The sequence below is a fragment of the Rhizobium sp. GN54 genome (genome assembly GCF_021026345.1).
GTDB lineage: Bacteria > Pseudomonadota > Alphaproteobacteria > Rhizobiales > Rhizobiaceae > Mycoplana.
Window position 1 is genome coordinate 87,726 of the sequence record NZ_JAJNCZ010000006.1, and the last position, 13,828, is coordinate 101,553.

Here is a 13,828-nt window from a genome sequence, read left to right on the forward strand (position 1 = left end):
CGATGCGCCAGGATCAAGTATCGATGCGCATGCCGCATAATGACGGTGTTGCAGGTTTTCCGTCTAAGCGATTGATGTCGCGTCCTGAGCCTGGTGGCGCTGTCCCCAGACGGCCATGAGAAAGTTCCGAAAAGTCTGAAAGCCCGGCGAGCGGTTGCGGCGCTCCCAGACGGCGGTGACGGGAAGCGTTGCGCCGACGTCCTCGAGTGTCCGGATCGCAACTCCCTTGCGCTGCAGGTTGCTGACGCAACTCGAATAGACCGTCACCCCTGCGCCGGCGACCACCAGCCCGAAAATCCCTTCGCTGCTCGAAGCTTCCTGGACGATGCGCGGAAAGAAATTCCGCGCCCGGCAAAGCGCGAACAGGCGATTGCGGAATGCCGTCCAGTTCTCGCCATTTCCGAGAACAAAGTTTTCGTTGGCAAGGTGCGCAAGCGTCAGACGATCCTCGCCACACAGCGGATGGGCAACCGGCAGCAGCGCGACATAGCGGTCCTCGTCGAACTGGTAGCTGTCCATCGTCTCGTGTTCGAAGCTGCCGATCATGAAGCCGATGTCGATCTTCTGCTCGAGCAGGGCCATCTGCTGGACCGTCGTCGGCATGAAGACGAGGTTCATCCGGATGTCGGGGTGGCGGTTGGCGAAGGCGTTCAGGAACTGCGGCAGGCGCCCGTTGATGGCGAAGTCGGTGTAGGCGATGCGCAGTTCGCCACGCATTCCGTTGGCGACGTGTCGCGCCCTAGTGACGGCCTGCTCGATATGAACCTGGGCCAGCTGGATCTCGGCGAGGAACGTCTTCCCGGCCTCGGTGAGTGCGACCCGGCGCGTCGTGCGATCGAGCAGCACCACTCCCACATCCGCCTCGAGCTGCTGGATCAGCCGCGTCAGGGCAGGCTGGGCCATGTGCAGGCTCTCCGCTGCCTTTCCGAAATGCAACTCCTCCGCAACGGCCGAGAAGGCCCGCAGATGGCGAAGATCGAAGCTCATGGCGCACCTCAATTGATAACAATTTTTGCATTAATAATGGCAAAATTAATATTTCACAAATGACGGTTTGCGAGTCAGATTTTCCGCAAAGCCTGATGGCGCGGAGCCAATCGGGTCGGAAAAACGAAGCCGCAGGGGATACCACATGACAAAAAACTCGCTTTGCATTCCAGGCGTATCGCGCCGCCGCGTTCTTCAGGGTCTGGCAGGCGGGGCGGCCGCTCTATCGCTCGGCCTGCCGAGACTGGCATCGGCCGCCGGCTCGATCGTCGTCTCGAACTGGGGCGGTGACTGGAACGACCGTACCGTCAAGTTCGTCGAAAAACCGCTGCTGGAGGACAAGGGCTATTCGATCGTCCGCGACCTGGGCATGGAACCGGAGCGCAAGGCCAAGCTCATCGCCGAGAAACGAATCCGCCGCAGTTCGGTGGACGTGATCCACCTGAACAGTTCCGATGCATTCGAGCTGCGCCAGCAGGATGCCGTCATCGACCTGGACGTGGCGAAGATTCCGAACTACGCCGACGTCGTCCCGGAACTGAAGGCCGACTACTTCGTCCCGTGGCTCTACAGCGGTGTCGTGATCATCTACAACCGCGACAAGGTCAAGGAGCCGCCGAAATCCTACGCTGAGCTGTGGGATCCGAAATGGGCTGGGCGCATCGGCTTCACCAACCAGCTCTACTTCAACTACATGATGATGGCCGGCCTGATTAAGACCGGCAAGATGACCGAAGTGTCCGCCGGGCAGGACGCGCTCGTGGAACTGGCGGAGACGATCCAGCCGAAGCTCTACGCAGCCCACCAGCAGTTGGCGGCCGGTCTCGCCAACGGTGAAGTCGACATCGCCGTGAACTACAAGGCCCGCGGCCTGCAATGGGCGAATGACGGCCTGCCGCTCGCCATCCAGTATCCCGAGGAAGGGGCGATTGCGGTGACCTTCGGTGCCTGCATACCGCAGAACGCCCCGAACGCCGAGGGAGCCTATGCCTATGCCGACGCCATGCTCGATCCGAAGGCAATGGCGGGGCTCGCGGAGGCGAGTTTCTATGCACCGGCCAATTCCAAGGCGACCCTCTCGCCCGAACTGCGGGAAAAGATCGACTTCAGCGACAGCGAGAAGGCGACGTTGCGTTTCCTGGATTACGCCTACGTTGCGGATCACACGGCCGAGTGGCTCGAGTGGTGGAACAAGAACGTCGCCCGCAGCTAGTCAAGGTCACCGCCGGAGATGCAGTCCGGACCGCCAGCCGCTTTGCCGATCGGGCACGCGGATTGCATGTGTCCGGCTTCGGCAAATCTCCATCGGACGCCGGCGCCCTTTTTCGCGTGGAAAGGAGCGCCGGCACTAACCGGGACTTGAAGCATGACCTCGCAAGCTGTGGCAATCGATACTTCCCCCATGAACGAGCAGCCTAAACCGCGGCCGAACATGACAGCGCCGACGCTGCTCGGCCCCGCAACCATCTTCGTCGTCCTGGGCCTCCTTGCCCCGCTGGCCCTGATGTTCAGGAACAGTTTCAACAGATACGACCCGCGCGAACTCATGGTCAGCGCATTCACACTGGAAAACTATGCACGCTTCTTCCAGGACGAATTCTACCAGGAAGTGCTTTTTCGCACGGTGTGGATTTCCGCGCTGTCGACACTGATCTGTCTCATTGCAGGCTTTCCGCTTGCCTATTTTCTCGTCCGTCAGGCATCCGATCGGCTCAAGTCGAAGCTGCTGATCCTGATCATCGTGCCGCTTCTGATCGGCAATGCGGTCCGGACGGCCGCGTGGATGCTCATCCTGAACGACCAGGGAATGCTGGCCGCGTTCCTCAGGATGTCCGGGTATACGGGCTCTCTCGGGTTGATGTATTCGACAACCGGTGTGGTCATCGGCCTTGTGTCGGTCCTGCTGCCGTTCATGGTCATCACCTTGCACAGCGTGCTCGAATCCATCGACCGCAACCTTGAAGACGCAGCGGCAAGCCTTGGTGCCGGACATCTGACGGCGCTGCGGCGGATCGTGTTGCCCCTTGCCCTTCCCGGCATCCTCGCCGGCACCCTGCTCTGCTTCATCCTCTCGATGAATGCCTATGCGACGCCGGTGCTGATCGGCGGCCCGAAATTCCACATGATGGCACCCACGGTCTACCAGCAGGTCTCAAAGGCAATGAACTGGCCCTTTGGCTCGGCGCTCGCCTTCATCCTCATGGCGGTGACGCTGGCGCTCACCGTCGGCGCCAGCAGCATCGTGCAACGGCGCTATCGCCGCTGGGCCGAGTAGGAGAGAGGCATGACCACCAACACGTCGACCGGCATCCGCTTTGCCTATGGCGCCATGAGCGCCGTCATCCTCGGCTTCATCGTCCTGCCGCTTGTCGGCGTGATCTGGATGAGCTTCTTTTCCAACAAGATTCTCGCCTTCCCGCCGCAGGGTTACACCTTCGACTGGTATGCCCGGGCGTTTGCGGCGCAGGAGTTTCGCGAAGGCTTCATCGTCAGTTTTGAGACGAGCCTGATCGCGATGGCGACGAGCCTCGTCCTCGGCGTCCCGGCGAGCCTCGCGCTGGTGCGCTACAATTTTCCGGGTCGCGAGATCATCACCAACATCCTGATGTCGCCGATGATCGTTCCGGGCATCGTGGGCGGCAGCGCGCTCTTCGTCTTCTTCCTTGAGATCGAGATGCTGACGGGCGTGCAGATCGCCGGAACCGCGCCGGGTCTCATCATCGCCCATGCCTTGATCGCCCTGCCATGGACGGTGCGCCTGGTGTCGACCTCCCTCATCGGCATGAACCGTTCCGTCGAGGAGGCCGCCTATAGTCTCGGCGCTTCGGCGATGACCGTCTTCTTCCGTATCACCTTGCCGATCATCAAGCCGGGCATCATCGCGGGCGCCCTGTTCTCCTTCGTCGTGTCCTTCATCGACCTCGAGAAATCGATCTTCCTGGTCGGCCCCGGCAAGACGACCCTGCAGATCGCCTTGATCAACTACCTCGAATGGAACCTGGATTCGACGATCGGCGCGGTCGCGACCGTTCAGATCGTGCTGATCACAGTGCTCCTGCTGGTCACCGACCGGTACGCCAAGCTCAACCGCGCTTTCTAAGCGAGAGGAACCGAACCATGCCCGAAGTGATCCTTCAAGACGTCGCCAAGCACTACGGTTCGAGCGTCGCGGTCGAGAACATGTCCATGCACATCAGTCCTGGCGAACTGGTGGCGCTGCTCGGGCCTTCGGGCTGCGGCAAGACGACGACGCTCAGGATGATCGGAGGTTTCGTCGACATCACTTCCGGGCGGATTTCCGTCGGCGGCCGTGACGTCACGGCCCTGCCGCCCAATCGGCGCAATATGGGCTTCGTGTTCCAGAACTACGCGCTCTTTCCGCACATGACCGTTGCGGAGAACGTGGCGTTCGGTCTGGAAATGCGGAAGCTCTCCAAATCGGACATCAGCGGCAAGGTCGCACAGGCGCTCGCGCGCGTGCGTCTCTCCAGCTTCGCCGACCGCCTTCCGAAGCAGCTTTCCGGCGGCCAGCAGCAGCGCGTCGCGCTTGCGCGGGCGCTGGTGATCGAGCCGGACGTGCTTCTCCTCGATGAACCCCTTTCCAATCTGGACGCCACGCTGCGCCAGGAAATGAAGATCGAGATTCGCCAGTTGCAGCAGTCCCTCGGCCTGACGACGATCTTCGTGACCCACGACCAGGACGAGGCCATGAGCACCGCCGACAGGATGGTGCTGATGCGTCAGGGGCGCGTGGAACAGGTCGGCGCACCCGACGAGATCTACGACCAGCCGGCATCCAGGTTCGCGGCAGAATTCATGGGCATCCCCAACCTCCTGCCCGGCAGGATGAACGGTCCCGGACGGTTCGAACTCGAGGACGGAACGACCGTCCATCTCGACGGCCAGAAGAGATACCACGGATTGTGCGTACTGGCGCTGCGCCCGGAATCGATCGGGATCGGCAAGGACGCTCCGGTCGGCGCCTTCAACAGCCTGCCCGGCACCGTCGAGATCGTGACGTATCACGGCGCCTCTCTCGAATACCGGGTGCGCCTCGGCACCTCGACGTTCCTCACGGCGCGGACGGCCGCTCCCGGGCTCGGTGGACCGGATGCCATCCCGATCGGAACCGAGGTCCGGCTGTTCTGGCCGTATGCATCCGGCGTCCTCGTTCCCGAAGTCTGATCACGCATAACCGACACTGGAAAAAGCAATGGAACATCTGACGACCATGCCTGACGCCCAGGCGCTCCACCGGAACCTGACGGTCATCGACGGCCTGATCGTGTCCGACTTCGGGCGCGACATCTTCGAGGACATGCGGCGTGGCGGGCTCACCGCCGTCAACTGCACCTGCTGCATCTGGGAAAACTTCACCGAGACGATGCGCAATGTCATGCGCTGGAAGAGCTGGCTGCACGAGCATTCCGACCTCATCACGCAGGTCTATACCACTGACGACATCCGCCGCGCGAAGGCGGAAGGAAAGACCGGCATCATTCTCGGCTGGCAGAACATATCCGGCATCGAAGACCAGATCGGCTACCTCTCGCTCTTCAAGGAGCTGGGCGTCGGCATCATCCAGATGGCCTACAACACGCAGAACCTCGTCGCGACGGGATGCTACGAGGAAAGGGACGGCGGGCTGTCGGATTTCGGCCGCGAGGTGGTCGCCGAGATGAACAGGCTCGGCATCCTGTGCGACCTGTCGCATGTGGGCTCGCAAAGCAGCCGCGATATCATCATGGCCTCCAGCCAGCCGGTCGCCTATTCGCATTGCCTGCCGGCGGGACTGAAGCCCCATCCGCGCAACAAGACCGACGAGGAGCTTCGCTTCATCGTCGAGCGCGGCGGGTTCGTTGGCGTGACGATGTTCACGCCGTTCCTCAAGCGCGGCGTCGATGCCACCGTCGAAGACTATGTCGAGGCGATGGAATACGTCATCAACATCTGCGGAGAGGATAATGTCGGCTACGGTACGGACTTCACGCAGGGACACAGCCAGGAATTCTTCGACTGGATCACCCACGACAAGGGCTACGCCCGCCGCCTGACCGACTTCGGCACGATCTCGAACCCGCTGGGCATCCGTACGATCGGAGAGACGCCGTCCCTGACCCAATGCATGCTTCGTCGCGGCTGGACATCAAGCCGCATCGAGAAGGTCATGGGAGGAAACTGGCTCCGATTGCTCAAGTCCGTTTGGGAAAGCTAGTCGTGTGATCCCGCCGCTCGGCCGACATTATCGTTGCAGAACCCATCGCGTCGCCAGCGACAAGGCAGGACGATTTGATTGCGCCAGGAGCGGGTTGAATCCAAGACCACCTACGCCATCCGCCTTCGCCAGATGGCGCTTTCCGGCACGGAAGTGCAGGGCTGCGTGTCGTGCGCTTTGGTTTGAGCCCGGAGCCCGCGATTGCCTCTTATCCGCCTGCCGGCCCTTCTCCCCGTAAACGGGGCGAAGGGCTCTGGGCCACAACGCCCCTGATGAAGGCTGGGATTTCTAGGCAGGACAGATCTGCTTCGGGGCTGGTTCCGGCCTTGCCGGCAAGGACGCTTATGTCCACTTGTCGTGTTGGACGTCTCAGCGGCGGACGGTCGGTCCCTCGGGTCATGCTGAAATGGAATTTACAGAACTGTAATTTCAAGTTGACACATCTGTAATTCTGGATATCTTTCGCTCATCTTGTAATGACGTCTGCAAGCGGGCGTGACATGGGTGGAGAGCGACTTGAGATTTGCAGGGAAGGTGGCGTTCATTACGGGCGCGGGATCGGGTATCGGGCGCGCAACGGCGCTACGGCTGGCGGCTGAGGGCGCGAAGGTTGCGGTGCATGACCGGTCGGAATCGGCGGCGCGCGACACGGTCGAGGCGATTGCGGCGGCAGGCGGTGTTGCCGATGTCTTCATCAGCGATGTTTCGGACGTGGCGGCCACGCAGAGTGCCATCGCGAAGGCCGAACAAGTCCTCGGTCCGATTGACATACTTGTCAATAATGCCGGCATCACGAGCGATTTCTGTTCACTGGAGGACGTGACGGAGGACATGTTCGAGAAGTCGATCATGACCCATGCCAAGGGCACGCTTTTCGCGACCCAGGCTGTCGTCCCCGGCATGAAGACGCGCGGCGGCGGCAAGATCGTCAATGTCTCCTCGATCTCCGGCACGGTCGGCAATCCGATGGCGACGACCTACAATGCCGCCAAGGGCGCAATCGCCGCGATGACGAAGGGCTGGGCGAAGGAACTCGCCAAGCACGGCATCCTCGTCAATGCGATCGCGCCCGGGCCGACCATCACGCCGATGACGACCAACCGCCTCGCGCCGGAGTATTTCACCGAACGCGCCAAGGACATTCCGCTTGCCCGCTGGGGCACGGCGGAGGACATGGCGGGCGTCATCGTCTTCCTCGCATCGCCCGATTCCGACTACATGACGGGTCAGGTTGTCAGCCCCAACGGCGGTCTCGCCATCACTTGAGGAGGGGCCGATGCCAGTCTATCGCAGGGAAGATGCGGTCCCCGCCTGGTGCGAACTTCGGGAGTTCGATCTCACCGAGCTCGGCGCGGGCGACACGGTCTCGGTCACGCGTGGGACGTGCCGGGAAATCGTGATTGCCGTCTATGGTACCGGGCAGGTCGAAAGCAGCGCCGGCTCCATGGCGCTTGCCGAAGGGCAGTTCCTCGCCATTCCGGCGGATGCGGAAACCTATACGTTGCGGGCTCATGGCCGTCCGGCGAGCTTCATGCGGCTTTCCGGCACCTGGGGCAAGGACATCGGCGGCTGCGGCGTTTTCCGGGTCAATCCCGGTGACGGGCCGAAGAATGTCGGCGATCCCGTCAGCTATCCGAAGCTGACGGGGATCGACAGCCATTACCACGACTATGACGAATACTGGATCGTGCTGGAAGGCTCCGGCGTGGTCCGGATCGGCGACAAGGAATTCGTGGTCCGCCGGGGCGATTGCGTCGCGACCGGCAAGGGGCACCACCACGATATTCCGATCGTCCATGCGCCCTTCAAGGCGGTCTATCTCGAGACCACGGTGACGGGCGAAAAGCGCATCGGCCATCTCTGGAACCACAAGCACGGCAAGGCCGTGCCGGATCCGGCGCGGGTCTGAAAAAGAAGACAGCATCGGCATTCATGAGCGCATCGCCGACGGTCGGGGATGCGAACGGACAGTCTTTGTCCAATGGGAGGAGCAGGGCATGAAACTCACAAGACGTTCTTTCGTGGCGGCCGGCACGGGTGCCGCCGTTGCATCGCTGGCGACACCGGCGCTCTGGCGCACGGCGCAGGCTGCAGCACCGATCCAGCTGGTCAGCCACCGCTATCCAGCGCTCGAATATTATGCGCAGCAGTTCTCGGCCGCCGCACCGGAGGGCAATGTCAACCAGCAGCTCATGCCTTTCGACAAGGCCTTCGAGCTGATGAACATTGCGCTGTCGTCGAAGTCGAACAGCATCGACGTCATGTACGTGAACGAGAGCATGACCGGCTTCATGCGGAGCGGCTGGCTGCGTCCGCTGAACGATCTCTGGGAAAAATACTCCGACGAGTTCAATCTCAAGGACATCAATCCGGACGTCCTCAAGCATTTCACCTATGAGGGCAAGATCTACGGCATGCCGCTGACCTCGATCTCGCACCTGTTCTTCTACCGCAAGGATGTGCTGGACGAGGCGGGCAAGCAGCCGCCGAAGACGATCGACGACTATATCGGGCTTGCCTCCGAGCTGAACTCGCCGATGCGCTCGGGCACGATCAGCTGCCTGCGCGGGGACAGCGCGCTCGGGGAATCACACTGGTACATCAATGCATTGGGCGACGGTTGGTTCGACGACAAGTGGGAGCCCGTCTTCAACAACGAGAAGGGCATCCACGCGATCACGCGTCTCAAGGAGGCCACGCAATATGCGCAGCAAGGCTTCATGAACGCTCACAACGACGAGTGCACGATCGCCATGCAGCAGGACATCGCCACGATGGGCCTCTCCTGGACGACGCGCGCCACCGCCATGGACAATCCGGAAAAGTCGGCCGTCGTCGGCAAGGTCGATTTCGTCGCCCCGCCGCAGGGCCACGGCCGCCTCGCGCTCGACGGCTATGCGATCTCCGCCTTCTCCACGCAGGATCCCGACACGCTCTTCCGCATGGTCTGCCAGGCTGCGAGCGACCAGAGCATGCGGGGCGCCACCGGCTTCACCATGGTGCCGCGCGTCTCGATCCTCGCCGATCCGGAGGTGCAGAAGAAGTACCGCCACTACCCGGCCGGCATGGAGGCGATCAGCACTGCGGTTCCCTTCCCGAAGATCCCGGAATTCTTCGCCGTCGGCGAGTTCATCCGCCGCCGCATCCTGCAGGCGGTCGCCGGCGAGATGGAGGTCGCGGCGGCTCTGAACACGGCTGCCGAAGAGACGCGCAACCACCTCGCCCAGGCGGGCTACTACAAGTAACGCCCGGCGACCAGGGAGGCGGGCTTCGGCTCGCCGTCCCCGGTCGGCGGATGCCACGGATCAGGGTCGGCAGGTCATGAACATGATGCAGAAAATCGAAAGCAAGGGCGGCGGCGCGGCCAGCCCCGTCCCGCGCCGGCGAAGCCGCCGGACCCGGGAGGGTGCGCTCTGGGTCTTTCTCGTGCCGAGCCTTCTCGTCATATCCTGCGTGCTGCTCGTGCCACTCGGCTATGCCGTCTATCTGAGCTTCACCAATTTCAACCTGACGGCGCCGACGACGGAATTCGTCGGTCTCGCCAACTATCAGGCGCTGTTCGGCGAGGAGCGGTTCTGGTCCTCGCTCATCCGCACGGTCTTCATCGTGACATCCGCCGTCGGGCTCGAATTTTGTCTCGGGCTGGCGATTGCCTATGGCCTCTACAAGCTGACCTTCGGTGCGAAATCGCTGCTGATGCTCGTCTTCATACCCTATGTCATCACGCCGACGGTGGCTGCGCTCTTCCTGCGCTGGATGCTGATGGGCCGGTTCGGGCTGATCAGCGGCACGATCATGGGCCTCGGCTTCTATCCGCCGGATTTTCTCGGCAGCGCCGGCTGGGCGCAGTTCACGGTCGTTCTCGCGGATGCCTGGCAGTTCACGCCGTTCATGGTGCTGACGCTTTATGCCGGCCTCAACACGGTCGATACCAGCACGATCGAGGCGGCGAAAATGGACGGGGCCGGCCCGCTGACGATCCTCTTCCGGATCATGCTGCCCGCGCTGAAATTCCTCATCGTCTTCGTGCTGGCGATCCGCTTCATGGATGCGTTCCGGTTCTTCGACACGATCTACGTATTGACGGCGGGCGGTCCGGGAACGGCGACCGAGACGCTGACCATGTACACCTATGCGCTCGCCTTCCGCTTCTTCGATGTGGGCAAGGCCTCGGCACTCGGCGTCATCACGCTTCTTTTCGTCGCCTGCATCACCGCCGGCATGCTCTGGGCGGTGTTCCGCCGCAAAGGAGATCTGTAATGAGACCGTCGCTCATGAAGCAAGTGCCGCTCTTCATCGTGCTCCTGCTCTTCTGTATCGTGAACCTGACGCCGGTCGCCTGGGGTTTTCTCACCTCGATCCGCCAGCCCGTCGATGCCTTCGCGGTGCCGCCCAAGCTGATCTTTGAGCCGACCTTTCAGTTCCACTGGGAAATCTGGGTCGACAAGGGGTTCTGGCGCTTCCTGATCAACACGGCGATCGTCTCGATCTTCGCCGTCACCATCTCGGTGTCGATCGGTTCGATGGCAGCCTATGCCCTCTCGCGCCTCCAGTCGAAGGCGGCGAACGGGCTGCTTTTCAGCCTGCTCGCCATGCGCACGTTTCCGCATATCCTGCTCGCCATCCCCTTCTTCGTCATCGCCCAGGCGCTCGATATGATCGACACCTATCCCGCAATGGTCATGGCGATCGTGGCGCTGAACCAGCCCTTCACGATCTGGCTGATGCGCAGCTTCTTCGCGGAAGTGCCAGGCGAACTCTACGATTCCGCCGTCATGGACGGCTGCACGCCGTGGCAGACCTTCCGCCGCGTAGCGCTGCCTATCGTCAAGCCGGGCCTCTGGGTCACCGTGCTCTTCTCGCTGCTGCTCGCCTATAACGAGTTCCTGCTGGCGCTCGTGCTCACACGGCAGGGCACCAAGACCATGCCTGTCGCGATCGCCGAATATGGCGCGGAAGACATCACCTACTGGTCGCTCTCGGCCGCCGCTGCCATCGGCATCATGCTGCCGATCCTCATCTTCATGCTGTTCATGCAGCGCCACCTCGTTCGCGGCATGGCCGCCGGCGCCGTCAAGGGCTGAGCCCGGCCTGTCGTCAGAAGGACTTTCCCCATGGCTTCCGTTACCATCCGCAACGTACAGAAATCCTACGGCGCGCTCTCCGTCATGAAGGGCGTCGACATCGAGATCGCCGATGGCGAATTCGTCATCCTCGTGGGCCCCTCGGGCTGCGGGAAGTCGACGCTGCTGCGCATGATCGCCGGCCTTGAGGACATTACCGATGGCGATGTGCTGATCGGCGCCACGGTCGTCAACGACATCGAGCCCAAGGCGCGCAACATCGCGATGGTCTTCCAGAACTACGCGCTCTACCCGCACATGACCGTGCGCGAAAACATGGCCTTCGCCCTGACGCTGAACCGGACCGACAAGGCCGAGATCGCGCGCCGGGTCGATCGTGCGGCGGAGATCCTGAGCCTCGGCGCGCTGCTCGACCGCTACCCGAAGCAGCTCTCCGGCGGCCAGCGCCAGCGCGTCGCCATGGGCCGCGCCATCGTGCGCGATCCACAGGTCTTTCTCTTCGACGAGCCGCTCTCCAACCTTGATGCCAAGCTCCGCGTCCAGATGCGCACCGAGATCAAGGAACTGCACCAGCGGCTGAAGACCACGACGATCTACGTCACGCACGACCAGATCGAGGCCATGACCATGGCCGACCGCATCGTCGTGATGAAGGAGGGCGGGATCGAGCAGATCGGCACGCCGCTCGACCTCTACGACCGGCCGGCCAATCTCTTCGTCGCCGGCTTCATCGGTTCGCCTGGCATGAACTTCTTCGAGGGCGAGGCGAAAGGCGGGCAGTTTGTAACAACGGACGGGACCGTGCTGCCGCTACCGGAGGGGCACCAGACGCTTTCGGGCAAGATCGTCTATGGCATCCGGCCGGAGCATTTGACTGTCGATGACGTGGGCGTTGCGATCGATGTCCACGTCGTCGAGCCGACAGGGCCGGAAACGCAAATCTTCGGCAAGCTCGGCGGCCAGCCGATCGTCGTTGCCCTCCGGGAAGGGCCTGCAGTCGTGCCGGGGGAGACGCTTTCGCTGACCCCCAGGCTGGACCGCATCCATCTTTTCGACGCGACGAGCGGACGGCGCCTGGAGGTGACGACGCTCGGCCGGGCGGCCTGAACGAATTATCAAGTTCGCAAATCCTGTAATTTTAAATTTACAGATCTGCAAATCATGCTACCGTGCAGACACGTGCATGCCGACAGTGACAGCAGGAGTTTCCATTGAGTTACGGCGACCAGACATTTGCATCCAAGACGGACGCCGTATCCGGAAAGGCGGGGGCAGGGGATGTCGCCTCGACCGGCCGCTCGCCGTTTGCCGGGCTGAAGCCCGGGGTCGTCATCGCGGCGACGATGGACACCAAGGGTGAGCAGGTCGATTTCCTGAGAGCCCAACTGGAGGGGCGCGGCACCGCCGTCATCGTTGTCGATTGCGGCATACGCCCGGCCGGCATCCACCGCATCGATATAGCGGCGGAGACCATTGCGGAATTCGCGGGAACCGACATGGCGACGGTGCGCAGCTGGCCGGAACGGGCGCCGGCCCTCGTGCAGATGCTGAACGGACTGGAGCGCTGCGTCGGCGAGCTTCAATCGAGGGGCCTGCTTCGGGGCTTCATCGGACTCGGCGGTGGCACCAACGCGGCCCTTGCCGGTCGGGCTTTCCGGGTTCTACGCTACGGGGTGCCGAAGATCCTCGTCTCGACGGCGGCCTCCGGCGACACCAAGCCCTTCGTCGAGGGCAGCGACGTCGTCCTCGTCCATACGGTCGTCGACTTCATCGGCCTCAACGCGCCGCTTGAGGCCAGCCTGGAGCGGGCGGCGGCGGCCATGGCCGCGATGCTACCCATCGTCTTCTGGCGGGAGGATGACGGGCGGCGCATCATCGGCATGACGGCCGTGGGCGCCACGACCGAGGCGGCGGAAGCGGCCGACGACCATTTCAAGTCCCAAGGCTTCGGCACCTACGTGTTCCATGCGCGCGGACCCGGCGGCATAGCGCTCGAGGACCTGATCGCGCAGGGGCGCATTGCCGCCTCCTTCGACCTCGCAACCACCGAGGTGTCCGACGAGGTGCTGGGCGGCCTGCGCAGCGCCGGTCCCGGACGTCTCGACGCGGCGGGCAAGGCGGGTATCCCGCAGGTCGTCGTGCCCGGCGCGGTCGATCTCGTCAATTTCGGCGGGCTCGAGACCGTGCCGGAACGCTATCGTCATCGCCAGCTCATCACCCATACGCCGGCGAGCACGCTGCTGCGGGTCAATGCGGACGAGGCACGGCGCGTCGGCGACTGGATCGGCGGCAAGCTCGTCCATGCGCGCGGCCCCATTTCGGTTTTCCTGCCGATGGGCGGCTTCTCCTCCTACGATCGGCCCGGCTCCGCCTTCCACGACCCGAAGGCGAGCGACGCCTTTGCGACCGGCCTGAAAAAGGTCGTCGCGTCGCGGCCGGAGATCGACGTCGTCGAACTCGACCTTCACATCAACGATCCACGCTTCGTGAGGCAGGCGGCAGACCGCATGCTGGCCTATCTCGCGGATGCCGAATAACGAGG

Annotated in this window: 13 protein-coding genes; 12 read left to right on the forward strand and 1 reads right to left on the reverse strand. The window is 62.8% G+C overall.

The window, feature by feature from the left end; all coding sequences use genetic code 11:
- Positions 1–63 precede the first annotated feature (63 nt).
- Positions 64–987, reverse strand: coding sequence for a LysR family transcriptional regulator (locus LQK81_RS16925; RefSeq protein WP_230807544.1), 924 nt, complete (start codon positions 985–987; stop codon positions 64–66).
- A gap of 145 nt (positions 988–1,132) precedes the next feature.
- On the opposite strand from LQK81_RS16925, the gene LQK81_RS16930 reads away from it, so the two are divergent.
- The 12 genes from LQK81_RS16930 to LQK81_RS16985 all read left to right on the forward strand — a co-directional run bounded on the left by LQK81_RS16930 (position 1,133) and on the right by LQK81_RS16985 (position 13,823).
- Entirely contained in the window at positions 1,133–2,200 is a 1,068-nt protein-coding gene (locus tag LQK81_RS16930; protein WP_230807545.1) for an ABC transporter substrate-binding protein, read from the forward strand.
- A 153-nt stretch (positions 2,201–2,353) separates the two neighbouring features.
- Positions 2,354–3,262 (forward strand): ABC transporter permease, encoded by a 909-nt coding sequence (locus LQK81_RS16935; protein WP_230807546.1) that lies wholly within the window; start codon positions 2,354–2,356, stop codon positions 3,260–3,262.
- Between the two features lie 9 nt (positions 3,263–3,271).
- Positions 3,272–4,087, forward strand: coding sequence for an ABC transporter permease (locus LQK81_RS16940; RefSeq protein ID WP_230807547.1), 816 nt, complete (start codon positions 3,272–3,274; stop codon positions 4,085–4,087).
- A gap of 17 nt (positions 4,088–4,104) precedes the next feature.
- Positions 4,105–5,172, forward strand: a complete 1,068-nt coding sequence (locus tag LQK81_RS16945) for an ABC transporter ATP-binding protein (RefSeq protein ID WP_230807548.1) — start codon at positions 4,105–4,107, stop codon at positions 5,170–5,172.
- A gap of 28 nt (positions 5,173–5,200) precedes the next feature.
- Positions 5,201–6,202, forward strand: a complete 1,002-nt coding sequence (locus LQK81_RS16950) for a dipeptidase (RefSeq protein ID WP_230807549.1) — start codon at positions 5,201–5,203, stop codon at positions 6,200–6,202.
- Positions 6,203–6,718: 516 nt separating this feature from the next.
- Positions 6,719–7,468, forward strand: a complete 750-nt coding sequence (locus tag LQK81_RS16955) for an SDR family NAD(P)-dependent oxidoreductase (RefSeq protein ID WP_230807550.1) — start codon at positions 6,719–6,721, stop codon at positions 7,466–7,468.
- Positions 7,469–7,478: 10 nt separating this feature from the next.
- Complete coding sequence (locus LQK81_RS16960) at positions 7,479–8,111, forward strand: cupin domain-containing protein (RefSeq protein ID WP_230807551.1); 633 nt, start codon at positions 7,479–7,481, stop codon at positions 8,109–8,111.
- Positions 8,112–8,199: 88 nt separating this feature from the next.
- On the forward strand, positions 8,200–9,447 hold the full coding sequence (locus tag LQK81_RS16965) for an extracellular solute-binding protein (RefSeq protein WP_230807552.1): 1,248 nt from the start codon (positions 8,200–8,202) through the stop codon (positions 9,445–9,447).
- Positions 9,448–9,529: 82 nt separating this feature from the next.
- Positions 9,530–10,462, forward strand: a complete 933-nt coding sequence (locus LQK81_RS16970) for a carbohydrate ABC transporter permease (protein ID WP_230807553.1) — start codon at positions 9,530–9,532, stop codon at positions 10,460–10,462.
- Positions 10,462–11,286: a carbohydrate ABC transporter permease gene (locus LQK81_RS16975; protein ID WP_230807554.1), complete on the forward strand. Its 825-nt coding sequence runs from the start codon at positions 10,462–10,464 to the stop codon at positions 11,284–11,286. Before LQK81_RS16970 ends, LQK81_RS16975 begins: the two co-directional genes overlap by 1 nt.
- Before the next feature lie 30 nt (positions 11,287–11,316).
- Positions 11,317–12,393, forward strand: a complete 1,077-nt coding sequence (locus LQK81_RS16980; protein WP_230807555.1) for an ABC transporter ATP-binding protein — start codon at positions 11,317–11,319, stop codon at positions 12,391–12,393.
- A 104-nt stretch (positions 12,394–12,497) separates the two neighbouring features.
- Complete coding sequence (locus LQK81_RS16985; RefSeq protein ID WP_230807556.1) at positions 12,498–13,823, forward strand: Tm-1-like ATP-binding domain-containing protein; 1,326 nt, start codon at positions 12,498–12,500, stop codon at positions 13,821–13,823.
- Positions 13,824–13,828 lie beyond the last annotated feature (5 nt).

What these genes read in the sequence shown, in the direction of transcription:
- LQK81_RS16980 (WP_230807555.1), top strand. Translation starts at nt 11,317, where the DNA reads ATGGCTTCCGTTACCATCCGCAACGTACAGAAATCCTACGGCGCGCTC.
- LQK81_RS16925 (WP_230807544.1), bottom strand. Translation starts at nt 987, where the DNA reads ATGAGCTTCGATCTTCGCCATCTGCGGGCCTTCTCGGCCGTTGCGGAG.
- LQK81_RS16935 (WP_230807546.1), top strand. Translation starts at nt 2,354, where the DNA reads ATGACCTCGCAAGCTGTGGCAATCGATACTTCCCCCATGAACGAGCAG.
- LQK81_RS16945 (WP_230807548.1), top strand. Translation starts at nt 4,105, where the DNA reads ATGCCCGAAGTGATCCTTCAAGACGTCGCCAAGCACTACGGTTCGAGC.
- LQK81_RS16940 (WP_230807547.1), top strand. Translation starts at nt 3,272, where the DNA reads ATGACCACCAACACGTCGACCGGCATCCGCTTTGCCTATGGCGCCATG.
- LQK81_RS16970 (WP_230807553.1), top strand. Translation starts at nt 9,530, where the DNA reads ATGATGCAGAAAATCGAAAGCAAGGGCGGCGGCGCGGCCAGCCCCGTC.
- LQK81_RS16965 (WP_230807552.1), top strand. Translation starts at nt 8,200, where the DNA reads ATGAAACTCACAAGACGTTCTTTCGTGGCGGCCGGCACGGGTGCCGCC.
- LQK81_RS16975 (WP_230807554.1), top strand. Translation starts at nt 10,462, where the DNA reads ATGAGACCGTCGCTCATGAAGCAAGTGCCGCTCTTCATCGTGCTCCTG.
- LQK81_RS16950 (WP_230807549.1), top strand. Translation starts at nt 5,201, where the DNA reads ATGGAACATCTGACGACCATGCCTGACGCCCAGGCGCTCCACCGGAAC.
- LQK81_RS16930 (WP_230807545.1), top strand. Translation starts at nt 1,133, where the DNA reads ATGACAAAAAACTCGCTTTGCATTCCAGGCGTATCGCGCCGCCGCGTT.
- LQK81_RS16960 (WP_230807551.1), top strand. Translation starts at nt 7,479, where the DNA reads ATGCCAGTCTATCGCAGGGAAGATGCGGTCCCCGCCTGGTGCGAACTT.